Annotated in this window: 19 protein-coding genes, 1 tRNA gene and 1 pseudogene; 17 read left to right on the forward strand and 4 right to left on the reverse strand. The window is 42.7% G+C overall.

The genetic code is table 11. The features are described from left to right. Positions 1-9: 9 nt before the first annotated feature. The 11 genes from HMPREF2758_RS06610 to HMPREF2758_RS06660 all read left to right on the forward strand — a co-directional run bounded on the left by HMPREF2758_RS06610 (position 10) and on the right by HMPREF2758_RS06660 (position 10,496). Positions 10-267: a glycine zipper domain-containing protein gene (locus HMPREF2758_RS06610; RefSeq protein ID WP_070609697.1), complete on the forward strand. Its 258-nt coding sequence runs from the start codon at positions 10-12 to the stop codon at positions 265-267. A 190-nt stretch (positions 268-457) separates the two neighbouring features. Continuing rightward, entirely contained in the window at positions 458-763 is a 306-nt protein-coding gene (locus HMPREF2758_RS06615; protein ID WP_070609698.1) for a hypothetical protein, read from the forward strand. A 260-nt stretch (positions 764-1,023) separates the two neighbouring features. Further along, positions 1,024-1,488, forward strand: a complete 465-nt coding sequence (locus HMPREF2758_RS06620; protein WP_070609699.1) for a MarR family winged helix-turn-helix transcriptional regulator — start codon at positions 1,024-1,026, stop codon at positions 1,486-1,488. Continuing rightward, on the forward strand, positions 1,481-3,241 hold the full coding sequence (locus tag HMPREF2758_RS06625; protein ID WP_070609700.1) for an ABC transporter ATP-binding protein: 1,761 nt from the start codon (positions 1,481-1,483) through the stop codon (positions 3,239-3,241). Before HMPREF2758_RS06620 ends, HMPREF2758_RS06625 begins: the two co-directional genes overlap by 8 nt. Next, positions 3,234-5,261: an ABC transporter ATP-binding protein gene (locus HMPREF2758_RS06630; protein ID WP_070609701.1), complete on the forward strand. Its 2,028-nt coding sequence runs from the start codon at positions 3,234-3,236 to the stop codon at positions 5,259-5,261. Before HMPREF2758_RS06625 ends, HMPREF2758_RS06630 begins: the two co-directional genes overlap by 8 nt. Before the next feature lie 188 nt (positions 5,262-5,449). Continuing rightward, positions 5,450-6,607 (forward strand): CD0519/CD1768 family membrane protein, encoded by a 1,158-nt coding sequence (locus HMPREF2758_RS06635; RefSeq protein WP_070609702.1) that lies wholly within the window; start codon positions 5,450-5,452, stop codon positions 6,605-6,607. Positions 6,608-6,681: 74 nt separating this feature from the next. Continuing rightward, on the forward strand, positions 6,682-7,197 hold the full coding sequence (gene msrA, locus HMPREF2758_RS06640; protein ID WP_016648490.1) for a peptide-methionine (S)-S-oxide reductase MsrA: 516 nt from the start codon (positions 6,682-6,684) through the stop codon (positions 7,195-7,197). 225 nt (positions 7,198-7,422) lie between these two features. After that, positions 7,423-8,970 carry a glycine betaine uptake BCCT transporter gene (locus HMPREF2758_RS06645; RefSeq protein ID WP_070609703.1) on the forward strand — a complete coding sequence of 516 codons (1,548 nt, stop codon included), beginning with the start codon at positions 7,423-7,425 and terminating at the stop codon, positions 8,968-8,970. A gap of 208 nt (positions 8,971-9,178) precedes the next feature. Continuing rightward, complete coding sequence (locus HMPREF2758_RS06650; RefSeq protein WP_070609704.1) at positions 9,179-9,448, forward strand: hypothetical protein; 270 nt, start codon at positions 9,179-9,181, stop codon at positions 9,446-9,448. A 26-nt stretch (positions 9,449-9,474) separates the two neighbouring features. Beyond that, positions 9,475-10,338, forward strand: a complete 864-nt coding sequence (locus tag HMPREF2758_RS06655) for a DMT family transporter (protein ID WP_070609705.1) — start codon at positions 9,475-9,477, stop codon at positions 10,336-10,338. 84 nt (positions 10,339-10,422) lie between these two features. Then, a tRNA-Pro gene (locus tag HMPREF2758_RS06660) sits at positions 10,423-10,496 on the forward strand. Between the two features lie 71 nt (positions 10,497-10,567). Here HMPREF2758_RS06660 and HMPREF2758_RS06665 read toward each other — a convergent pair. Next, positions 10,568-11,602 (reverse strand): helix-turn-helix transcriptional regulator, encoded by a 1,035-nt coding sequence (locus tag HMPREF2758_RS06665; protein ID WP_070609706.1) that lies wholly within the window; start codon positions 11,600-11,602, stop codon positions 10,568-10,570. A 209-nt stretch (positions 11,603-11,811) separates the two neighbouring features. Here HMPREF2758_RS06665 and HMPREF2758_RS06670 point away from each other — a divergent pair, with 209 nt between their 5' ends. Together HMPREF2758_RS06670 and HMPREF2758_RS06675 are read left to right on the forward strand one after the other, a co-directional pair. Continuing rightward, on the forward strand, positions 11,812-13,062 hold the full coding sequence (locus HMPREF2758_RS06670; RefSeq protein WP_070609707.1) for a DUF7309 domain-containing protein: 1,251 nt from the start codon (positions 11,812-11,814) through the stop codon (positions 13,060-13,062). A gap of 31 nt (positions 13,063-13,093) precedes the next feature. Next, a pseudogene (locus HMPREF2758_RS06675) lies at positions 13,094-13,711 on the forward strand (CadD family cadmium resistance transporter). A gap of 187 nt (positions 13,712-13,898) precedes the next feature. On the opposite strand, the gene HMPREF2758_RS06680 reads toward HMPREF2758_RS06675, so the two are convergent. Beyond that, positions 13,899-14,939: a YeiH family protein gene (locus HMPREF2758_RS06680; RefSeq protein WP_070609708.1), complete on the reverse strand. Its 1,041-nt coding sequence runs from the start codon at positions 14,937-14,939 to the stop codon at positions 13,899-13,901. A gap of 116 nt (positions 14,940-15,055) precedes the next feature. Continuing rightward, positions 15,056-15,610, reverse strand: a complete 555-nt coding sequence (locus HMPREF2758_RS06685; RefSeq protein ID WP_070609709.1) for a QueT transporter family protein — start codon at positions 15,608-15,610, stop codon at positions 15,056-15,058. Between the two features lie 203 nt (positions 15,611-15,813). Here HMPREF2758_RS06685 and HMPREF2758_RS06690 point away from each other — a divergent pair, with 203 nt between their 5' ends. Beyond that, positions 15,814-16,185: a hypothetical protein gene (locus HMPREF2758_RS06690; protein WP_006908676.1), complete on the forward strand. Its 372-nt coding sequence runs from the start codon at positions 15,814-15,816 to the stop codon at positions 16,183-16,185. A 441-nt stretch (positions 16,186-16,626) separates the two neighbouring features. After that, on the forward strand, positions 16,627-18,054 hold the full coding sequence (locus HMPREF2758_RS06695) for a DUF92 domain-containing protein (RefSeq protein ID WP_070609710.1): 1,428 nt from the start codon (positions 16,627-16,629) through the stop codon (positions 18,052-18,054). 70 nt (positions 18,055-18,124) lie between these two features. Here HMPREF2758_RS06695 and HMPREF2758_RS06700 read toward each other — a convergent pair whose 3' ends face one another. Next, positions 18,125-19,456, reverse strand: a complete 1,332-nt coding sequence (locus tag HMPREF2758_RS06700) for a winged helix-turn-helix transcriptional regulator (RefSeq protein WP_070609711.1) — start codon at positions 19,454-19,456, stop codon at positions 18,125-18,127. A 137-nt stretch (positions 19,457-19,593) separates the two neighbouring features. On the opposite strand from HMPREF2758_RS06700, the gene HMPREF2758_RS06705 reads away from it, so the two are divergent. After that, positions 19,594-21,012 carry an MFS transporter gene (locus HMPREF2758_RS06705; protein ID WP_070609712.1) on the forward strand — a complete coding sequence of 473 codons (1,419 nt, stop codon included), beginning with the start codon at positions 19,594-19,596 and terminating at the stop codon, positions 21,010-21,012. Between the two features lie 12 nt (positions 21,013-21,024). Continuing rightward, positions 21,025-22,212, forward strand: a complete 1,188-nt coding sequence (locus HMPREF2758_RS06710) for a M20 metallopeptidase family protein (RefSeq protein WP_070609713.1) — start codon at positions 21,025-21,027, stop codon at positions 22,210-22,212. The last annotated feature ends 228 nt before the right edge of the window (positions 22,213-22,440 follow it).

Below are 22,440 nucleotides of genomic sequence, written 5' to 3' on the forward strand. Positions count from 1 at the left end.
AGGATTTAAATGCAAGTAATTTTTTCAAAAATTTGGCCATTGATGATTGTGGCGGTCTTGGTGGTTGTTTTGGTGATGTATGTCCGCGATCAAGCAAGTCGAGCTACTTCAGGACGGAATAAGCGCGACGACTCGCTAGGAGCTGCGATCGGTATTGGCCTTTGCCTGGGAACGGGCTTAGGAATTATTATTGATCAGCTTGCCATTGGAGCGGGGATTGGTCTATTGATGGGGGTTTTAATCGGGAGTTTCTATGACCGTGCATAATGATGCGCCTGTAACCTAGAAAGAAGTAGCGACCGATTCTGCTTGCTGGCTCTCAAGTTCTAAATTTGATGAGAAAAGGGCTTATTTCTTGCGATAAATAAGCTTGCGTGTCATAATGACCAATACAATAATTTATGGCATCGACAAGCTTGTCTGTGTCATGATAATCAGTGAAAAGGAGTAACTTAGAATGCATCAATTTAGTGAACAAGAAGAAGCTTTCATTCAAAAAGGCTTATCAACGGCCGAGATCAGCGATCAAGCAGCAGCCAAGAAGATTCTAGACTTGGTTCCAGCAGAATGGATTAAGAAGATTCCTTGGATCGTTCGCAAGCACGCAACGACCAAGACGGTTGAACGAGTGGCTCAGCAGTACCCTGAGCTTTATGCGGTAGCCAAGCAAGAAGGAGACCTACCTGTTAAAGAGGCTCAAGAATTAAAAAAGATCATGCAGGACATCTTCCAAGAAAAAATGGCTAAACATAAGATTCAATAATGGAGCGAGCTTTACTCTGGGATCCGAGAGGATTTCTGGAGTAAGGCTTTTTATTATTCTATATGCAAAACTGATTGTAGACGCCTTTGGCAAACTTTTATTAAAGGATGTAAAGATTCAATAAGTGATGATTCGATTACTATTTAAGCAGTGGCTTGGCCGCTGCTTTTTTTATTGAGGGGAAGACTTTGTCAAAAATATTGTTAGCTAGTTGACAATTGTGCTTAAGCGAGTATAATTTTTCAAGTCAGGAGGTTCTTATGAAAGACGAGGTATTTAACCGTATTAAAGATTTACATGTGGCTTGGATTCGTAGGATGGCACAGTTGAAGTCACAGACGGCTTGTCATGCTCAGCCTAAGGCACCCAATCCTACACAACTAAAAATATTTTCCTATTTAATGGAGCACCGGGATCAGCCGGTTCTGCAGCGGGATTTAGAAAAAGCCTTAAATTTAAGGCGAGCCACGATTTCAGCGGTTCTGAAGAAGATGGAAGCGAATGGTTATATTGAGCGTCAAGTCGCCGACCGGGATGCACGGTCCAAGCAGATTCATCTAACAGACTTAGCGCTTGATCGTTATCAAACGGGTTTGGATCACGTGCGTGATCTTGAATTACAGATGGTTCAAGGAATTAATGAGGAAGATTTGGCTGTTTTTATACGGGTCATGAAGCAGATGGTGGCGAATATTGAAGTCATGGAGGAGGGTGAACATGATTAAATGGGTGAAACAATGGACGATGAGGGACTATATCGATAGCGTGATTGCGATTGCCTTAATCGTTTTACAAGTGTATTTGGATTTAAAGATGCCAGACTATATGTCACAAATTACCGTTTTGGTACAAAGTGAAGGCAGTCAATTAAGTCAGATCATTGAGAATGGGGCCTGGATGCTGGCTTGTGCCCTGGGATCGATGTTGAGTGCCATGGTGACTGGCTATGTCGTATCCTTAGTCTCTGCCCGTTTTGCCAGAGAAACAGGTCGGCAGCTTTTTGATCAAGTGACCCGCTTTTCCCAAGAAGAGTTGCATCACTTCTCAACGGCGAGTCTCATTACTAGAAATACCAATGATATTACCCAGGTTCAACAATTCTTGGCCATGGGTTTTCAGATGTTGGTAAAAGCACCGATTACGGCAGTCTGGGCCGTTAAAAAAATCCTTAATAAGAGCTGGCAATGGTCGGCAGCTACTGGGATTGCAGTCTTAGTCTTATTGACAGGAGTAGCCCTTATTATGTGGGTGGTTGTACCCCGCTTCAAGTTGATTCAAGAAGCGATTGACCAGTTGAACCGTTTGATGCGGGAGCATTTAACCGGCATGCGGGTCATTCGAGTCTTTAATGCAGAAAGTTATCAAGAAGCCAAGTTTGATCAAGTGAATGGCGAATTGACCAAGCTTCAGACCTTCAACCAAAAGATGTTTGCTTTTATGTCGCCCATGATGTATTTGGTCATGAATGGCTTGGCTTTAATGATTTATTGGATGGGGGCGCATTTGATCGATCAAGCAGCGATGGTGGATAAGATCTCACTCTTTGGAAATATGATTGTCTTTTCTTCCTACGCGATGCAGGTGATTATGTCCTTCTTAATGTTGGCCTTTATCTTTATGATGGTGCCACGGGCTCAGGTATCGATGAATCGGATCAACGAGGTTTTAGAGACTCCTATCAAAATCAAGGACGGATCTCAGACAACCGGTTTACCGGGGCAGGCTGGAAAGGTAGAGTTCAAGCAGGTGTCCTTTGCCTATCCAGATGCTAAGGACCCGGTCTTAGAGGATATTTCCTTTACGGCCCTACCAGGGCAAACGGTGGCCTTTATTGGGGCTACAGGGTCTGGTAAGTCGACTTTGATTCATCTAATCCCCCGCTTTTATGATGTGACCAGTGGGAGTGTCTTGGTAGACGGAATCGATGTGCGGGACTATCGCCTGGAAGACTTATATCATAAGCTGGGCTATGTGCCTCAAAAGACGGTTCTTTTTAATGACCGGATTGATGCCAATATCCGCTTTGGTCAAAGTCAGAAGCTAATTGATGATGACCAAGTGAAACGGGCTCTAAGCATTGCTCAGGCCAGTGACTTTGTGGCAGCCATGGATGATCAAGAAGCCAGCGTCTTATCCCAGGGAGCCAACAATATCTCTGGGGGGCAAAAGCAGCGGCTCTCGATTGCTCGAGCGATTGCCAAGGATCCTGAGATCTTTATCTTTGATGATTCCTTCTCAGCCTTGGACTATCAGACTGATGCTAAATTACGTAAGGAATTGGCGGAAGCAATCGGCAACTCAACTAAGTTAATTGTTGCCCAACGGATTGGAACCATCATGCATGCAGACTTAATTATCGTACTCGACCAAGGTAAGATCGTGGGTCAGGGCAAACACCAAGAATTATTGCAGACCTGTTCTGTCTACCGCGAAATCGCCTTATCGCAATTGAGTGAGGAGGAATTGAATCATGGCTAGACCTGGAAGCATGGGCAAGGTCACTGAAAAACCTAAGAATCTCGGTGCTTCAATGAAGCGCCTCTTGAGTGCTTTACGCCCTTATCGAATTGGAATTATTGTGAGTCTACTGTTGGCGATCGGCGGATCAGTCTTGTCGATTATCACCCCTAACCGTTTGTCGGACTTAGTGGATGAGATCACTCAAGGAATGACACCTAAAATGGAAAAAATGGCACCGCTCCAAACTGCCTTTCAAAAAGGTTTTGCCAGCAACCAATGGCAACCAATCACCTTGGATGGGGTGACTATCTCCGTTGAAGATCAACAGGCTTTGGCTAAGCAGTTGCAAGCGGAAGCTCGGTCTAATCAAGGGACTGATCCTGAAGCGGATCAACAAGCCAAGTTGGATCAATTGAAGAACCTACCCGCATCCGTCCAAGAGCTGATTGAACCGGAGATGCCTTTAGCCAAGATTAAGAAGATGGCACTGACCGTAGCTGTCCTCTATCTAATGAGTGCTTTGATGACTTTTGGCCAATCGATCCTGATGACGGAAGTGGCTAATCGTTTTGCTAAGAGCTTACGAACAGCCTTAGCCCATAAAATGAATCAGCTACCTTTAAGCTTTTTTGATCAGAATACCATCGGGGATATTCTATCTCGGGTGACCAATGATATTGATACGATCGCCCAGTCCATGAACCAATCCATGGCTAGTTTGGTATCAGCGGTGGTCTTATTATTAGGAACGACGGGAATGATGATCTATACCAACTGGCAGATGGCCTTGACAGCCATTGGTTCGAGTTTATTAGGATTTGCCCTGATGTTTGCCATTTTATCAAAGAGTCAGAAGTATTTTGCCATGCGGCAAAAGTCCTTAGGGGTCTTGAATGGACAGATTGAGGAAGTCTATTCTGGCTTAGACATTGTCAAGGTCTACAATGCTAAGTCAGTGGTTCAGACGAAGTTCGATCAAGCCAATGAGGCAGTTTACCAAGCGAATCAGATGAGCCAGTTTTTATCGGGTATGATGATGCCTTTGATGTTCTTTGTGGGAAACTTAGGCTATGTCGCAGTTTGTATTGTTGGGGCGATTTTGACCCTTCGAGGAGAAACGAGCTTTGGTGTTATCGTCGCTTTTATCGCTTATGTTCGACTCTTCACTTCCCCGCTATCTCAAATTGGTCAGGCGATGACGGCTATTCAATCGACGGGGGCTAGTGCCGACCGGGTCTTTGAGATCATGGATGCACCGAATATGGACGATGAGTCGCATCTTCAAGCCTACTTGGATCCGCAAAAGGCTCAAGGCCGTGTGTCCTTCAGGGATGTCAGCTTTACCTATAGAGGTAACCAAAAGCCAACCTTAAAACACTTTACCGCCGAGATTCAAGCGGGGCAAAAAGTGGCGATTGTAGGCCCGACGGGTGCTGGAAAGACGACCTTGGTTAACTTATTGATGAAGTTCTATCCAATTAGTAAAGGGGATATTGTGATTGATGATCATTCCATTAAAGATTTAAGTCGGGAAAATGTGCATGATCTCTTTACGATGGTCTTGCAAGATACCTGGTTGTTCAAGGGGACCGTCCGTGAGAATATTGCCTATAACCGAATGGATGTGTCCGAGGAACAGTTGAATGACGTCTTGAAGGTGGTGGGCTTGGATCACTTCGTTAAGACCCTGCCTCAAGGCTTAGATTCAACCTTGGAAGAAAGTGAGTCCGTCTCTCAAGGTCAACGGCAACTCCTAACGATTGCTAGAGCCATGGTGGACGATAAAGCCTTTTTGATTTTGGATGAAGCGACTTCTAATGTGGACACTCGCAGTGAAGTCCTCGTACAAAAAGCGATGGATGCACTCACCCAAGGCCGAACTTCCTTTATTATTGCCCACCGTCTATCCACGATTAAAAATGCCGACTTGATCTTGGTTATGAAGGATGGCAATATTATTGAGCAAGGCCAACACGATCAACTCATCCAAGCTCAGGGCTTTTATGCCGATCTCTACCAATCACAATTTAGTCAATAAGCAAGGACTTAGTTAAAAAGAATTTTTCATAAATAATTTTTCAGGCTTGATTTTCAAGCCTGGTTTTTTGGTAGAAAGGATAAATTTTAACTCATTTTCAAGTTGAGACTGGGTCACAGCTGGCGGCTTATTTGCTATAATGGGGAATATCATCCGAAGAATGGATCAAGGAATAAAGGAGGCCTTTTATGCAGGGAAGATCAGGTAAGTTAAAAAAAGACATTGGCCTAGAAAATTATGTGGCACTCTTCATTTTCTTTGCCTTTTTTATCGCCATTGGGCGTAAAATGGGTGGCGTCAATATGATCAAGACCATGATGAATACCGGTTATGATCTCTTAATGAATGTGTGTTTTTATTTAATGGCGATTGCCGTCTTGGCAGGAGCAGTAGCGGGTATTTTCTCGGAATTTGGGATTATTGCCTTGGTTAATCGCATCTTATCCCGGGTGATGAAGCCGATTTATGATTTGCCGGGGGCTTCTTCATTGGGGATCTTGAACTGTTATTTGTCGGACAATCCGGCGATTTTAACGCTGACCCATGACGATAATTTTAGACGCTATTTCAAAAAATATCAGATGCCAGCGCTCACCAATCTTGGGACGTCTTTTGGGATGGGCTTGATTACGACCACGAGTATGATGGGCTTAGATATTCCAGGTGCGATCACAAGTGCCTTGATTGGTAATGTAGGAGCGATCATTGGCAGTATTGTTTCCGTGAGGTTAATGATCCATGCCTGTAAAAATATTTATGGAACCCAAGATCAAGTTGAGATTTATTCCAAGGATTTGATTCCAGAAGACCAACGAATTATTCGTGAGGGCAGTGTGGGGTCGCGCTTCATCCAGTCCTTGCTAGATGGCGGGAAGGTTGGGATTGATATGGGGGTAGCCATCATTCCAGGGGTGGTGATTATCTGTACGATGGTCATTATGCTTACGAAGGGCCCTTCAGCTGCAGGAATCTATACAGGCTCTGCCAACGAGGGGGTAGCCTTTCTACCTTGGCTGGGCGATCGTTTGCAATTTATCATCAATCCACTATTTGGCTTTAGCGCTCCTGAGGCGATTGCGGTACCGATCACGGCCTTGGGATCTACGGGGGCGGCGATTGGGACGGTGACTAAGATGGCAGCCGCAGGGCGAGCCAATGCCAATGATATTGCGGTCTTTACAGCCATCTGTATGTGTTGGAGTGGATATATTTCTACGCATATCGCTATGATGGATGCCTTGGGAACCAAGGAAGTGACCGGTAAAGCCATCGCTAGCCATACCATTGGAGGGATAGTAGCAGGCATTGCAGCCCATTGGCTTTATTTGCTGGTGACTGCTCTTTAGCAGAAAGATTAAATTCTTTGACTGTCCAAGCGATTGCTTTATACTAAGATTAATTGATTGTAGGAGGGATTTGGATGGAAGAAGTCAAGACGATTTATTTTGCAGGGGGTTGCTTTTGGGGAACCGAGCGGGCTTTTCAGCTCTTAGAAGGGGTGGTTGATACCCAAGTAGGCTATATTAATGGTCAGACTGAGAATCCGACCTATCGCCAAGTCTGCACGGATACCACTGGTTTTAAAGAAGCGGTTAAGATCAGCTATGATCCGGCAGTGTTGCCATTAGAACGTTTGTTACAGGCCTTTTTCTTATGTATTGAACCTGAAAAGAAGAATCAACAAGGTAATGACCGTGGCTCTCAATACCAAACGGGGGTCTATTATATGGATGAAGCCAGCCAGGCTATTTGTCAAGATTACTTTGACAAGGAAAGAGCCAAACACGCCGCCTTCTATACCGAATTAGCCCCCATGATCAATTATTATCCGGCGGAAGACTATCATCAGGACTATTTGATCACTCATCCTAATGGTTATTGCCATATTTCTAGCCAGGAATTTGATCAGGTTAAGGCCTTGAATCCTAAAAAATAATACTTAGATAAAATTGAATCAAGAATAACTAGCAGAGCGCGGATATGCGCTCTGTTTTTAGTATTTAAGAAAATTTTGTTTTAGTGCTCATCTATGTTATTCTTGTACAGTTAATGTTATTCACTTTTTAAGTGATTCTTTTAAAGCGGCCTTATTAAGTGAATACATGATTTTTGTTAAACCAAAATACTTTGTAATCGATCACATTAAGGAAAGGAGCATGGTATGTTTAAAAGAAGGAATCAAGGAGTTTATTATGGTGCTTTAGCTATTTTGTTTATTTTAGTGGTGCTGGGGGTTGCTATTCCTGATGAGTTTCAACATGTGACTCAGCGTTTGCATCAACAGATTACCCATCAATTTGGCTGGTTTTATTTATTATTAGTGACGGGGATTTTATTCTTTTGCTTTTATTTGATTGTTAGCCCCATTGGACAAATCCGTTTAGGCAATCCTGGAGAAAAACCCGATCATGGGACGGGATCTTGGATTGCGATGATGTTCTCAGCTGGCATGGGGATTGGCTTGGTTTTTTATGGTGCAGCAGAGCCTTTGAGTCATTTTGCGACCATGACCCCGAGTGCTGCTCCTGAAAGCCAGGAAGCTTTGGCGGAAGCCTTTCGTTATACTTTCTTCCATTGGGGGATTCATGCTTGGGGTGTTTATGCCATTGTTGGCTTAGCCTTGGCCTATTTTGGTTTTCGAAAACATGAAAAGTACTTACTATCGGCAACTTTTAAGCCTTTATTAGGGGACCGTACTTCGGGCTGGATCGGAAAGATCATCGATGTTGTGACCATTGTGGCGACAGTGATTGGTGTTGCTACCACATTAGGTTTTGGTGCATCTCAGATTAATGGCGGCTTGTCCTTTTTATTTGATCTGCCAAATAATTTTAAGGTTCAAATGGTGATCATTATTGTGACCACCTGTTTATTCGTATTGTCGGCGCTATCAGGATTGGGTAAGGGGGTTAAGATTCTCTCTAACCTTAACTTAATCTTAGCCATTGGCTTGTTAATTCTGGCTTTAATCTTAGGACCTAGTGTCACGATTTTGGATAACTTGACCGAATCGATTGGGGGTTATTTACAGAACTTTATGGCGATGAGTTTTCGTTCAGCCGCTTTTGCGTCGGATCAACGGGACTGGATTAATGCTTGGACCATTTTTTATTGGGCTTGGTGGATTTCATGGTCGCCTTTTGTCGGTGTTTTTATTGCCCGAATCTCAAAGGGGCGTACTATCCGCGAATTTTTATCAGTGGTTCTTTTAGTTCCAACCTTATTGAGTTTTCTTTGGTTTGCAACCTTTGGGACCCTGTCAACCCATCTACAAGCGAGCGGAATCGATCTGGGTGCCTTTGCGACAGAAGAAGTGCTCTTTGCTACTTTCGATCATTATACGGCAGGAGCTTTCTTATCCGGGATTGCGGTGATTTTGATTGTCTCTTTCTTTGTTACGTCAGCCGATTCAGCGACGTATGTGTTAGCGATGTTATCGGAAGAAGGCAATCTCCAACCCTCTAATCGTAAAAAGGTTATTTGGGGAGTTTTGTTGGCAATTATAGCGATTGTTTTACTTTTTTCTGGCGGTTTAGCGGCTTTGGAGAATACTTTGATTATTGTGGCTTTACCTTTTTCACTAATTATCATATTGATGATGGTATCTCTTCTAAAGGAATTGAAGCATGAACAAGCTAAGATGGGGCTAGTCATTACACCGGATCGTTTACCTAAAAAAGATCAACCTTTTAAATCTTATGAAGAATAAATAGTGACTAAGACTTAGAAAAAACCGTCATTTTTGACGGTTTTTTCTTGCTTGAGTGCTTATTTTCTCTATAATAAAAAGAAAAAAAGGAGTGAGACTTCTGCAGCGTGAACGAGACGGATGTCCTGGTTTTTAAGAGAGCAAGGTTAGCTCCATGTGACAAGCGGGGGGAACTTTTGTATCATGGATAAAAAAGGAGGAACAGCTTGTGAAAAGGGCTAATAAGTGGAGTCGGGGTTTATTTATTTTGGGCATCCTTACTTTATTGCTGGCGGCTTGGATTCCTATGGATTGGTTGACGATGTCTTCAAGCTTGCGACCGATGGGTTTAGTCTTAATATTTATCTGTCCTTTGATTGGGAGCGTGGGGATGATCTGCGCGATTATCGCTCGTAAGAAGTGGCTGATCTTAGGACATGGCCTCTTGATCCTAGCCTTTCCGATCGGTATGGGCTTGGTCTCTTGGTTAAACCGCTAATATAGATATCGTTGAGGAGGAGTTAGATGAAGCATAAGTTAAGTTTGTTGGCGTTATTGGTGGTGACCTTGATCTGGGGCGGAGGCTATGCGATGAGCGCCCTGTCTTTGGATTATTTTACCCCTGTTCAGACCATGGCTGTTCGTTTTAGCCTGGCTTTTTTGGGGAGCTTGTTGATCTATTGGCGTGATTTAGCGACGATGCGCTGGCAACAATTAAAGCCAGGCATGTGGATTGGCTTGATGGTCTTCTTGGGCTTCATCTTTCAAACGGTGGGTTTGCAGTATACTACAGCCTCCAAAAATGCCTTCTTAACAACGACCAATATTGTCTTTGTTCCTTTGCTCAATTTATTGATTTTTAAAAAGCATCTCTCGCGGCAAAAATGGGTGGGGGTCTTACTGGTCTTATTAGGGATTGGCCTTTTATCGATTGATTTTCAAGATCTATCCCAGCTCTTTAGCTATAATATTGGGGATGGGTTGACCTTGGTCTGTGCGCTTTTCTTTGCGGGTCAGATCATTTTGATCGATCACTTTTTGGACGAATTATCTTCAGCTTCTCTCATGGTCGGTCAGTTAGGGATGGCGGCCTTTTTATCCTGGGTGGTCTGTTTATGGCAAGGAGATCTATCCTTTAGCAGTCATCCAACCGGTTGGGCAGCACTCTTATATTTGACCTTTGCCAGTACCTTGATCGCTTTTGCCTTACAGACCTGGGCCCAAAAATATAGTAGCCCCACCCAAGTAGCCGTGATTCTATCGACGGAAGCCTTGGTAGGGATGATTGCATCGAGTTTGATTTTGGGAGAACCGATTACCTTTACGATTTTTATTGGGGGAATCTTGATTATTGTTGGGGTATTAAGGGTTGAATTAAGCAAGAACTAGGATGGTAAGGGGAAAAATTATTTTTTACTCTTTCTTCTTATCGAAAAATAAGGTATGATGGGTTAGGACATAATCTAAGTACTACGGGATGTGGCGCAGCTTGGTAGCGCACTAGCATGGGGTGCTAGGGGTCGCAGGTTCAAGTCCTGTCATCCCGATTTTTTAAATAACTATTCAAAAACCGCTAAACTCTGTTTTAGAGCTTAGCGGATTTTTTTGTTATTTAGGCCTATTTTTTACGGTAGTGGCGGTAGAGGAGTTGGACGAGGTCAAATAGGAAGGGAGCGATGATAAAGAGGATCCAAGACCAAGCCCAGGCCCTAAAAACAAAGCTGATTGTTAAATAGCTAACCAAGACTAGGCCCCAGTAGCTATTTTGAACGTGTGTCCAGATGGGGTCCTTCTTGAATTCAGGATCATCATCACTGGATTGACCCCAGCGAGTTGATGCTTGAGGCCCTTGGAGTAGGATTTGATAGCCTTTTTTAAGGTCAGCCGATCGCATGAGTTGATAAACTCCAGCACTGATGAGGGCGATGGTGGCGAGTAAGCTAATGGCTATAGGTAAGTCATCATCCAAGATGGAGGAAGTAATGACAAGGGGGAGGGCTGATAGGATACAGAGGCTAGTGCCTGTGATGGTTTGTTTTTGCCAGATTTCTCGATTGGCCCTTTGATCGCGTTCTAGAATCTCTTCAACTTGAAAGCCCAGTTGATGAGGCTGAGTCTCGATCCAACGGTATTTCTCGCTCAGTTGTTGATTTTGCATGAAACTAGCACTGGCAATGGCCATCGATGCAAGGAGAATCACCCAGGCGATAATTTGTAGCCAAAAAGCGGTTGGAACTTCATCGGCCATCATTTGCAAGGCGAAGAAGCTACCGCTACCGATAATGATTAAAAAGCAGGCAGCAGCATTGCTTTGACTCGTTACTTGCTTGACTTGTAAGTAGGCGTGGGCGCTAGCAAGGTCAATTTCATTGAGGGAAGTTAATGGAGTTTCTTGGTCTGTTTGAGGGGGTGTCGTTTTTGCTTGGCTTTGAAGGTCTTCTTTTTCGTCCTCGGTTATTTTATTCGATCGAATCAAATCATCAATGGATACTCCGAAGATATCCGATAAGCTGATCATTCGTTCTAAGTCTGGCAAGGCTTCGCCACGTTCCCACTTGGAGACAGATTGACGGGAAACACCAATCTTGGCGGCTAGATCTTCTTGGGACCAGTTTTTAGCTTTTCTAAGTTGATAGATTTTTTCGGCTAACATAGGAATCACCCTTTCTAGTTTATAGATTCAGTCTAACTAGAAAAGAGCGATTTGACTAGCAATTTTGGCTGTCAATTTGGATGCACTTGCTGGTTGCTCTTTATGGGTAGGTGGATATCGTTTATTTTAGAGTATGACTAGATTAAGCGCTTTAACTCCTTTATACTGAAATTAAGGAAATAGGACATTTATAGGAGAGGGGGAATCGAATGGACGAGGAACTACTTCAGTTAGCTCATGATTATCGGCAATGCAAACTATGGAAAAAATTAAATGAAAACCAAGTCTTTGCAGTAGACTTAGCGGGTAAAAAGACGATCTATCTTTCTATTTTAGGGATATTGGGAGAACATATTGCTTTATCCATCTATCAAGATTCCAAAGAAGTCTATCAGTTGAAGCGGGTGATGGAGTCAAGCCAAGAACCTTGTTTTAGTCCTTTACACCAGCAAGAATTATTTTTAGACCAAGCCTATTTGCAGGTTAGCTTTCTCAATAAGGAGGAGTCGGATCCAGAAGATGTCGCCTTGATTCAAGCTTTTCGTCAAGCTCAGGGAATCCGGGTTAGAGGGCCACAGACTTTTCCCAGCATTGAAGTTTGTCGTCCCAATCATTTGCCTTGGAAGCCAGTCGCTAAGAAGGACCTAAGCGTAATCAAAGCCGCTTTACAAGCATCCTTAGATTTGGCACTTGCTTTGGAGGGGTTAACGCAACCAGAGCGTGCTCGCTTGATTCCTGATTTGCGCAAGGGACAGCCGATTCCTTTGATGAAAAAAGGATCACAAGGCTATCAGATTGTGACTATGGTGTCTCAGCCAACACAGGGTCGAACTTCAGTGATCCGCCACCAGCGGTTGAATGAATTAGAATTAGCTCGCTTGAAAAAACTGCCAAAAACCGCAGATCTTCAATTGGACCTAGTCCTTACGCCAGAACCGATCCAAGAAGTTTCCACGCAGGCACCATTTTTTATGTATTCATTAGTGGGGGTGGATGCTGCTTCTAATTATTATTTTCTAACGGGATTAGCAAAAGAGTACTGGAACGAGGCCACCGGGATGCTCAATCAATTAATGAAGGAATTGGTGGATTATGGGAGTGCACCTCATCGGATCTGTGTGACGGATGATCGGACGGCTCAATTATTGCACCCCTTAGCAGCTGGTTTGAGAATTGATTGTCAGATTGATCCTGCGGCTTGTGGCTTAGTCCGTGATTTTGAGGAAGATCTCTTCCAGCATTCCTTGTCGGGAGATATGGATAAGCGAGATCTTGAGCTTGAAGAGTGGGATCTGGCAACATTTGCCGAGCAATTACGAATCTTAGAAGAGATCGGCAGTCCTAATGCTTTGCCGCGAGATATTCGATCGACGATTCTTTGGCAGTTATATCATGCTTTAGATTCCAATATTCCGATCGCTTTTAAGCAGCGCATTCGACATTTTTTGAATCAAAGTTAATGGTTAAGGACTTAATAAGAAAGTATTTTCAATGTTTGAATTAATTTTATCTTCTTTGATGGTATTTGTTTCCACTTCGATGGATTATTTGTTTATTTTGTTGATTGTTTTTGCGGCAGTCCATGGATCTAAGGCGCGTAGGCAGATTTATTGGGGGCAGTATCTTGGAACGGCTATCTTAGTGGCTATTTCACTGTTAGTAGCTTACTGGTTGAAGTAATTGCCGAGTGATGAAATGATCGGCCTTTTGGGATTGATTCCCTTAGCACTAGGAATTCGTTTAGCGTTGGTGGGTGAAGAAGAAGCTGAGGAAGCAGATATTCTCAGTCGGTTAACCGGACGGAAGCATTCTACCCAGTGGTTGAATATGGCTCTGATTACACTTGCTTCAGGTGGGGATAATCTAGGGATTTATATCCCTTACTTTGCTAGTCTGACTTGGTCCCAATTAGCTTTAGTTATGCTTGTTTTTGCAATTGCAACAGGGGCTTTGTGTTATATCGCTTATCGTTTAACACGGTTTGCCGGAATCGGTGAGCAAATTGAGACCTATGAAGCTTGGTTGGTTCCCCTGGTCTTTATTCTCTTGGGAATCTATATACTATGGGAAAATCACACGATCAGTTGGTTGTGGAATTTAGTCTTTTAAAAAAAGATGCCAGTGTTGAAAATCAACACTGGCTTTTTTTAGGTAGACGCAATTGCTCGCACTCTGTTAAAACGTGCTCCAAAAGTCAGAGCCTAGAATCTAAGCTAAAACCCTCAACATTTTCTGCGAAAATGCTCGTGTTTTTGCTTAGCTCAACGGCTCAAAGCGACTTTTGTCGCACTCTATTTTACCATAATTGTTGTTTGGCTTGGAGGCTTAGGCTGACGAGGATGATGCCGATCCAGCAGATGGCGCCTAAGATGAGGGCTTTTGAGCCGGTTTTGATGAGTTTGGCAAGGTCGGTGTTGATGCCGATGGCTGCCATAGCCATGATAATGAAGAATTTACTGATGGCACTAAAAGGAGCAAAGACTTGTGGGTCAATTCCAGCTTGAATGCAGAGGGTGGTGATCAATGAGGCCAGGATGAAAAAGACGATAAAGAGGGGTAGGGCATTTTTTAGTTTATGGATTAAGGATTGTTGGCCAGCTTGAGCGGTCTGTTGGCGATTATGATACCAACCGAGTCCTAGGGTGATGGGAATAATCGCTAATGTCCGAGTTAGCTTGACGGTGACTGCCTTATCAAGGGTCTGGTTGCCTAGGTTAAAAAGATTATCCCAGGTTGCTGCTGCAGCAGTGACGGAGGAGGTATCATTGATCGCGGTACCAGCGAAAATTCCAAAAGCTTGACCTGAATGGGTGTCAAAACCTAGTTTTTGCCCTAAAATGGGGAAAAGTAAAGCTGCCAGCAGATTGAAGAAGAAGATGACTGAGATAGCCTGTGCGACTTCTTCTTCTTCTTTGGCGTCAATGACGGGAGCAGTAGCCGCAATGGCAGAGCCCCCACAGATGGAGGAGCCGACTCCGATTAGGGTGGCGATCCGAGGATCAATCTTTAGTAGCTTGGCTAAGATGTAGGCCAGGATCAGGGCAGTCGAGATGGTGGCAAGGATAATGGGCAGCGATTCTTTGCCTGTTTGGAAGACGACATGGAGATTCAATCCAAAGCCCAAGAGAATAACGGCATATTGCAAGAGTTTCTTAGCGGCAAATTGTAGACCGGGTTGGAAGCTGGGATCCCATGTTTTGAAGTTGCCCAGAATCATCCCTAGAATGATGGCAAAGACGGGTCCGCCAATAATGGGAAAGGCCTGACCGAGGAAATAAGCGGGCAGGGCAATAGCTAAACTTAGCATCAGCCCTTTCAGTTGACTGGTATGAAACATCTTCAAACTCCTTTAATGAATAATAATAACTGATTTATTGTATCATCCCGGTGTCAAAAAAGGTAGCTGACGATAAAAAAAGAGCTCCTTTTTAAAAAGGAGTCTCTTGAAAAATTCTAGTCATAAAAATTAATCCGCCGACTGATTGGATAGATAATCAGACTACCTAATAACATGGCCAGTCCTTCATTTAAGGCCAGTGAGATAAAGAGTGGCCAGAAGGTTGACCAAAATGGTTCTAAGGCCTGGGTGAGATACTGGATCATGATGGTGATGGGAGCCATTTGTAGCATAAAGGCGATAATCATGACGGCATAGGCCAGTAACATCGGATCGAAAGACAGTCTTTGCTTGGTTTTCAAGGATTCTAGGAGCCATTGACTAACCCAACGACCGATCCAGAGAAAGACGAAGGTCGATAACGACCCAACGACCATATCCACGTAACCATTTGGGATGTTTGCTAAAAAACAGCCGAGGGTAATGGCATAGACATAGCGGCGATTATAGAGACCCAGGAAATTCAACATTTCTGAAATGCGAAATTGAATGGGACCATAAGCGACGGGGGCGACCAAGAGGGTTAGGACCACATATAGGGCAGCGACCAGCCCACCTTTGGCAATGTCTGATACCGTTAAACGGCTGTCTGTTGATACATGATGATTCATTTTTCCAACTCCTTTGTAGTCAGCATAATAGCTGCTAGTAATAACCTCGACCAAAGGAAGAAGTGCCGAGGTGCTGCCCCGTCATCACTGGGACAACAGACTTATTCTAACGATTCCTCAGTGTGGATGCAAGGGCTTTTTGATATTCATGCAAGGTGAAATCTGTTACAATAGAGATATCATATGTCAAAGGAGTGACCAAGATGGCAGATTTAAGAAATGAAGTTAAGGAATTAAAAGAAATTATTGAAGCAAGTGCTTCGCAAGATGGTATTCAACGTGCACTTGCTAAGCATCAAGCCAAAGCTAAAGTCAATCAATACAAAGATGATGCCGGAGTCTTGGCTAATCAAGCAAAAGACCAAGCCAGCCAATGGCTAGAAACCGGTAAAGATTATGCCTCCGACTGGATGGAAACAGGCCGTGACTATGCCAGTGACCTACACCAGTCAGCCTCACACATGAGTAACAGCGTTCAATCCTATTGGGACAAACACAGCTCCCACCTCTATGCGATCGCCATCGCCCTACTCGGAATCAAACTCATCCGAAACCTTAAAAAATTAGGAAAATAGCAGAGTGCGAGCAATTGCGCTTAGCGCCGCAGCGATAAGCGAGCTTTCGAAACACTCAAAGAGTGTTCGAGAAAGATCGCTTAACGTCCAGGCGCTGCAATTGCGAGCACGTTTTAAACGGAGTGCGAGCAATTGCGTTTACCTAACGGATGTAAGACTGTAAGTTGCTATGAGCCTGTAGCATTTTCAATGCGTACAGGCTTAAGTGCGACAGAAGAGCACGTTTTAAGCAGAGTGTCCCCATTCACAGCTACTTAATCGTAAGTTTGATTATTATTTCAAACACGCTTGATTGAGGAGTCAATTGATTATTCAGTGTTAAATGGAGGTTTAGCCAGCGGCTTGCTGGCTTTTTTCATGGATTAGACCTTGACGCTAGCCAAAGGGATGGTTAAGCTTGGAAGGGATTAGAGATAGCAATTAGAATAGAAGAGGTAAGAAATGAATAATTATCTAGGCATTGCTTTATCGTTGGCCTACATCGCCTTGGTGCTCATTCTAGCAACCCTTCTGCAGAAAAAGTGGCAGATGAGCGAAGAAGGTTCTCGTAAGTTGGTTCATATTTTAGTGGGGAATTGGGTCTTTATAACGCCTTTGTTTCAGGATCTATGGGCCTTGATGTTAGTGCCCACTTTATTTGTGGGTATTAATTATTGGAGTAAAAAAAGGCAGGTCATCCAGGCCATGGAACGAGGGGATGATTCTTGGGGAACGGTCTATTATGCCCTGAGTCTCTTGGCTCTATCGCTGGTGTCTTGGCTCTTGAATTGGCCGATTGCCCTCTATGGGGGAGTCTTGAACATGGCTTATGGCGATGGCTTGGCGGCGCTGATCGGTCAAGCCTATGGTGCAAAGCATCCGATTGCAGCCTTTCCTCATAAATCATGGCCAGGTTCCTGGACGGTCTTGGTGATGGCAACTGTAATTAGTGGAGCTTGTCTCAGCTTTTTCGCTCCGGCACTGCCACTTATTCATCAACTGATGATTGCTCTGGTTGCGGGACTCCTTGCCATGTTGATCGAACTCCAAGGCACTCGGGGACTGGATAATTTGACTCTGCCTCTGGCCTTGGGCTTGTTTTTGGCCTTTGCGAGTCAAGGGGCGGATACGGAGTTTTTACTGTATTTAGGGGTCATTTTAATTTGTTTAGCTACCGCAACCATGAAGGGCAAGTTAAGCTTAGATGGACTGACGACGGCTCTAGTAATGGGGGCTGGTATGTATGGCCTAGGGGGTTCTTCCTTAGCCTATGCCCTTTTGACCTTCTTCTTAATTGGCACACTTGCGACCCGTTTTGGAAACAAAGGACAGCTTGCAAAAGGGCAATCCAAACCAAGGAATTGGCGACAAGTGGTATGTAATGCTTTGCCTTCGCTATTAATGGCTTTCCTTTATCACCAAACAAAAGATCCGAGCTATCAATGGATCGGTCTGACTGTCTTTGCGGCAGCAGCTGCTGATACCTTAGCTTCTGAATTGGGCAGTCGCTTCAATCATCCAGTTTATCTCATTACCAATGGTCAGCGAGTGACAAAAGGTTTATCGGGAGGGGTTTCGCTCCCAGGACTCATAGCCAGTCTTTTAGGAAGTATGATCTTGGCCTTATGGACTTGGTCCGGCTTTGGCTGGAAGGGATATGGCTGGGCCTTAATTTTAGGCTTCTTAGGATCTGTGATTGATTCCATAATAGGCGCTCTTTTCCAACGGAAATATCTTGACGCAAATGGTGACCTGCAGGATAAGCCAGCCTATAAGGGGCAGGAAATCGCACAAGGGGTCTCCTGGGTATCCAATAACGGAGTGAATCTAGTTAGTTTGACACTGGTTGCTTTATTAGCTTATCTCGTTCAGCGAGTGATCGGTAGTTAGAAAGGTTGCTAACAAGAAAATTAAATAAATTTCAAAAGACTCAAGCAGGTTTCTTGCCTGCTTGAGTCTTTTAATTTGGAATCTCATGGAAGAGGATTTGATAGACCCGACTGGGGCGTCCTCGTTTAGTCAGTGGGGAAGTGGTGACAATCTTTGCATAGCCCGCTTCATTGAGGTTCTTGAGGATCCGATTGGCGTTACGGGGGGTAACCTCTAACTTAGCCGCAAGATCTTTAGAAGTTAGGAGAGGGTTGTTAGACTGTTGAATTAAGTTATAAATTTTTTGAATCGTAAAGGCAGATAGATTACTTTGTTTTGCGATCTCATTCACTAAGCTTCCGTAGCCTGCGGAATATGTTTGCTGTTTGTTTTCTTCACTGTAGGTATCTAGGTATTGAATCTCTCCATTAGGCTTCATAATTACATTTTGAGTGTTGCTTGATAGACTCTCTTTGACGGCCATCTTAGCGAGCGATAGGGCCTCTGGGATTAAGTTGCTAATGCCAATTCCGAAGTGGGTTAAGTCTATGCCGTTAGAGCTGAGATAGATCGCCAAAGCATTGGTACGCCCGTTATTAGTAATGATAGCTAAGGATTTTTGAGAAGCCATAAAATAGATGAAGCCTTCATCGATAAAGGTAAAAGCATCAATGGAATAACGTCGAAAGAAGGTCTGGGTTAATTGGTTGACCCGATTGAGGTCTTCGTTTTTATGAACAGCAATAACACCAACAATGGATTCGTTACTCGTTTGAGTAGCCTCATTAATGTTTTGGCAAAGATCCGTTAGACTTTTGATGATAAAGGGTAGAGAAGGGCTAGTTACATCATAAGGAATTTGATTTTCTTCATAAAAAGGAATGAGATTTGTTAAAGAGCATAGGATGCGTTTGACTTTATTTTTTTTCTTTTGTTCCAATAAAAATGTTTTTATCTTTGTATCGATGGTTTCTAGTTCATTGGCTTTTAGATTATTGGATATTTTTTGTAAACCAGAATCAATGTCTTCGTACTGTGCACTCTCAATGAAATAGTTTAAGGTTGGATCTTTGGAAAAAGGGATCAAATAATCAATATAGACTTCATTTAATTCATTTTTTTGGTAGTTAACTACAATGGATAGTAGTTGACCATAAAATTTAACTAGATTTTGACTTATTGAGACATAAGGAACCGTAATATCACGATTTAACAGAATAGTTCGCATGACATAATTTCCTGAGAAAACAACACCAGCTAAATTGGTTTGGTTTTGATCATACAGTTCGACGATTTCATTAAAATTAGTATATTCGACAATTTTAAAATTTAGATTTAATGGTTGAGTTAGTTGGATTTTTTGAACGGCTTTTTCAAAAAGGGGTTTTAAAAAAGAGCTTGTAATGATTAAAACAATATTCATAGGAACCTCCATGAGAAATATTTTAATAATTATACCAAAAAACGATTGATTAATCCGCTTACACCTATTATAATAGAATAAACTATTCTTTATATATTCCTTAAATGGATATAAAGAAAAAATAAGGAGGAATTGTTATGTCGGATCAAAAGGGTGCGGTAATCAGTTTACCAAAAAAGAGTAAGAACCTAGTTATTGCTGCGTGTTGCTTACTTATGTTGTTTATTGCTAGTTCAGGTGCGTCAGTGGCAGTTTTAATGACTCCCATTCTGGAAAGAATGAATGCCTTAGATCATTTTGGTTTAGTGGTTATTCTTGGAACGATCGGTGTAGCAGTTATGACACCAATCGGAGGTAAGTTAGGAGAAATCGTCGGATTTAGAAAGTTGATCTTGGTAGCGGGAACTATTTCGATCGTGTCTCTTTTAGCCTTAGGCTTTGTGAAGTCGATTGTACTATTTTCGGTTTTTCGGTTAATCCTTAGTTTGGCACAAGGAACATTCACAGCGGCACCTTACATATTGGTCAGTCTAGTGGGTGAGCGGGTGGATGTCCCTAAATATATGGGCTTTTTAGCTAGTTCAGTTGCATTAGGTACATTTGTTGGTCCTGTTGTATCAGGGATCTTGGAGGATAAGGGGCTTTATTCTATTTCAATTTCTTTCTCATTTATCTTCTTACTTGTTGCGCTATTACTCATTGCTAAGCACCTTCCTAAAGGTTCCTTGAATAAACAAGCTGCCATTGATAAAAAAGGTGTGGTGATGATAGCGGTGGTTGTTTCTGCTTTTGTCTTAACCTTGAATTACACGCCAAAATTAGGTTGGTCAAATCCTTTTATTCTTGCTGGAATCGTCATTTTCTTAGTGTCCTTGTTCCTATTTATCAAAGTTGAAAAAGATTATGAAAAACAAGGTGGTCAAGCTATTGTTCCAATGCGCCTATTTTCTAATCGTGAATTTGTGACTTTATTAATGATTGCGATAACTTGTTATTTCTATCAATCTCCTATGCTGTCATATGGATCATTAGCAGGTTTCCAAGTTTTGAAAAAGAGTGCAACGGTTGTTGGGTTATTACCGGTTCCTAGAACGTTAGTAACCTTATTATTGCCATCTTTCGTTGGGGTATGGCTAGGTAAAAGCTCATTGAATAAGTGGAAGGCGATGGCTGCAGCTACTTTAATTGTAGCGATTGTCTTTATTCCACTGATGAATATTAACCCTTCTATGTCGATTATGACTTTATTTATTTCTTTTGGCTTAACAGGGATTGCCGAAAGTTGCCGGTCAGTATCGGTGACTCCTTCTGTTCAAGAAAGTTTGAGTCCTGCTGATTTATCGGCAGGGACAGCCCTAGCTACTTTTGCTGGTTCTTTAACTTCTTTGATTTCATCTTCAGTGAGTGCCTTTATTATTAATGCCCATCCGGATAATGTGGCTTTGGGATTGAGTCGGGTCTTTCAAGTGGTTGTGATAATTTCCTTGCTTGGTTTCTTGTTAGTGACCCTTGTCATTCGCCCAATTCATAAAAAACGTTTTAATCAAAACAATTAAGGAGGTATTTCGATGGATTATTTAGTAAGAGCAAAAGAACTTTTGGATGACATGGTTTCTAATAGACGGTATTTACACCAACATCCAGAAATTGAATTTAAGTTAGATAATACGGTGTCTTTTGTCAAAGATAAATTAAAATCCTATGGGATTGAAGCACAGGACATTGGGGATCATGGTGTAACGGCTGTCTTAGGAGATCCTTCAGGAAAAACATATCTATTACGTGCAGATATGGATGCCTTACCAATCCAAGAAGCTACGGGCTTAGACTATGCTTCGAAGAATCAATATATGCATGCTTGTGGTCATGATATCCATACGTCCATGTTATTAGCAGCTGCAAAGATGCTTAAAGAAAATGAAGCCAATCTTAAAGGTCAAGTAAAATTCATTTTCCAACCTGCCGAAGAGTTGCTGGTAGGTGGCGATGCTATGATTAAAGCGGGAATTCTTGAAAACCCTAAGGTTGATGCTGCTTCTGGTCTCCATGTAGTTCCCAATATGCCAATATCTGGAGTAATGCCTGGTAAGAATATTGGTGCAGCTGGTGCGATTAATTTTGATATTGTGGTTAAAGGGGAGGGCTCTCATGGTGCTTCACCGGTAGATGGTAAGGATCCAGTTTTGGCGGCATCTCAAATTGTTATCGGTGTTCAGAGCATGTTGACTCGTGAAATTCCACACACTCGTAGTGCTACGTTAACCATTGGTAAGTTTATCGCAGAGGGATCCTATAATGTCATTCCAGGAAAAGCAGAACTTGCTGGAACGATCCGCTTCCATAATAATGAAACGAGAGATTATATAGCCGAACGTTTCCCACAATTGGTCAAAGCAATAGCACAAGCATACCGGTGTGAGGCTGAGGTTAGCTTTAAGTGCAATTGCCCCACTTTAGTGAACGATCCAGCAGTTGCAGATGCAGCTAATACTTATATTCGTGAATTATCAGACAATGGTCAAAGATTTAAGTACATTCCTAACCCAGGAACTTCTTTAAGTGGTGGGTCGGAAGACTTTGCTCATTATACTTATTATGTTCCAAGTACCTTCTTCTACTTATTCTGTCCACCTAAGGGGGTTGAAAAGCCGAAAGCTGTTCACCACCCTGAAGTTCAGTTTGATGAAGACATGATGCCAGTCGGTGCAGCTGCGTTAGCAACGATCGCTACAAGGTGGTTGGCGGATAATCGGTAGTGCTAGTGTATTGAGCTAATATATTTATAAAATCACAAGTTGACGGAATGTTGGCTTGTGATTTTTTATGTTCTTATTTTAAAACGGTGATAATAGTGTGAAATAAAGGAAATATAAAAATGTAGTTTGGTTTGTTGATAAAAGGTTAATACACTATTAAGCAAATTGCTTTTCGATCAAATCTCAATATTCTATAATGTTTCTTAGTTTGTGATGAATGATCATCCA

Origin of the sequence: Facklamia sp. HMSC062C11 (assembly GCF_001810675.1) — a bacterium.
Taxonomy (GTDB): domain Bacteria; phylum Bacillota; class Bacilli; order Lactobacillales; family Aerococcaceae; genus Facklamia; species Facklamia hominis.

Bases quoted from the DNA above. Each gene is read 5' to 3' on its own strand.
- HMPREF2758_RS06630 (WP_070609701.1), top strand. From the start codon at position 3,234: ATGGCTAGACCTGGAAGCATGGGCAAGGTCACTGAAAAACCTAAGAAT.
- HMPREF2758_RS06665 (WP_070609706.1), bottom strand. From the start codon at position 11,602: ATGTTAGCCGAAAAAATCTATCAACTTAGAAAAGCTAAAAACTGGTCC.
- HMPREF2758_RS06645 (WP_070609703.1), top strand. From the start codon at position 7,423: ATGTTTAAAAGAAGGAATCAAGGAGTTTATTATGGTGCTTTAGCTATT.
- HMPREF2758_RS06610 (WP_070609697.1), top strand. From the start codon at position 10: ATGCAAGTAATTTTTTCAAAAATTTGGCCATTGATGATTGTGGCGGTC.
- HMPREF2758_RS06680 (WP_070609708.1), bottom strand. From the start codon at position 14,939: ATGTTTCATACCAGTCAACTGAAAGGGCTGATGCTAAGTTTAGCTATT.
- HMPREF2758_RS06705 (WP_070609712.1), top strand. From the start codon at position 19,594: ATGTCGGATCAAAAGGGTGCGGTAATCAGTTTACCAAAAAAGAGTAAG.
- HMPREF2758_RS06625 (WP_070609700.1), top strand. From the start codon at position 1,481: ATGATTAAATGGGTGAAACAATGGACGATGAGGGACTATATCGATAGC.
- HMPREF2758_RS06710 (WP_070609713.1), top strand. From the start codon at position 21,025: ATGGATTATTTAGTAAGAGCAAAAGAACTTTTGGATGACATGGTTTCT.
- HMPREF2758_RS06635 (WP_070609702.1), top strand. From the start codon at position 5,450: ATGCAGGGAAGATCAGGTAAGTTAAAAAAAGACATTGGCCTAGAAAAT.
- msrA (WP_016648490.1), top strand. From the start codon at position 6,682: ATGGAAGAAGTCAAGACGATTTATTTTGCAGGGGGTTGCTTTTGGGGA.
- HMPREF2758_RS06655 (WP_070609705.1), top strand. From the start codon at position 9,475: ATGAAGCATAAGTTAAGTTTGTTGGCGTTATTGGTGGTGACCTTGATC.
- HMPREF2758_RS06690 (WP_006908676.1), top strand. From the start codon at position 15,814: ATGGCAGATTTAAGAAATGAAGTTAAGGAATTAAAAGAAATTATTGAA.
- HMPREF2758_RS06695 (WP_070609710.1), top strand. From the start codon at position 16,627: ATGAATAATTATCTAGGCATTGCTTTATCGTTGGCCTACATCGCCTTG.
- HMPREF2758_RS06620 (WP_070609699.1), top strand. From the start codon at position 1,024: ATGAAAGACGAGGTATTTAACCGTATTAAAGATTTACATGTGGCTTGG.
- HMPREF2758_RS06685 (WP_070609709.1), bottom strand. From the start codon at position 15,610: ATGAATCATCATGTATCAACAGACAGCCGTTTAACGGTATCAGACATT.
- HMPREF2758_RS06615 (WP_070609698.1), top strand. From the start codon at position 458: ATGCATCAATTTAGTGAACAAGAAGAAGCTTTCATTCAAAAAGGCTTA.
- HMPREF2758_RS06700 (WP_070609711.1), bottom strand. From the start codon at position 19,456: ATGAATATTGTTTTAATCATTACAAGCTCTTTTTTAAAACCCCTTTTT.
- HMPREF2758_RS06670 (WP_070609707.1), top strand. From the start codon at position 11,812: ATGGACGAGGAACTACTTCAGTTAGCTCATGATTATCGGCAATGCAAA.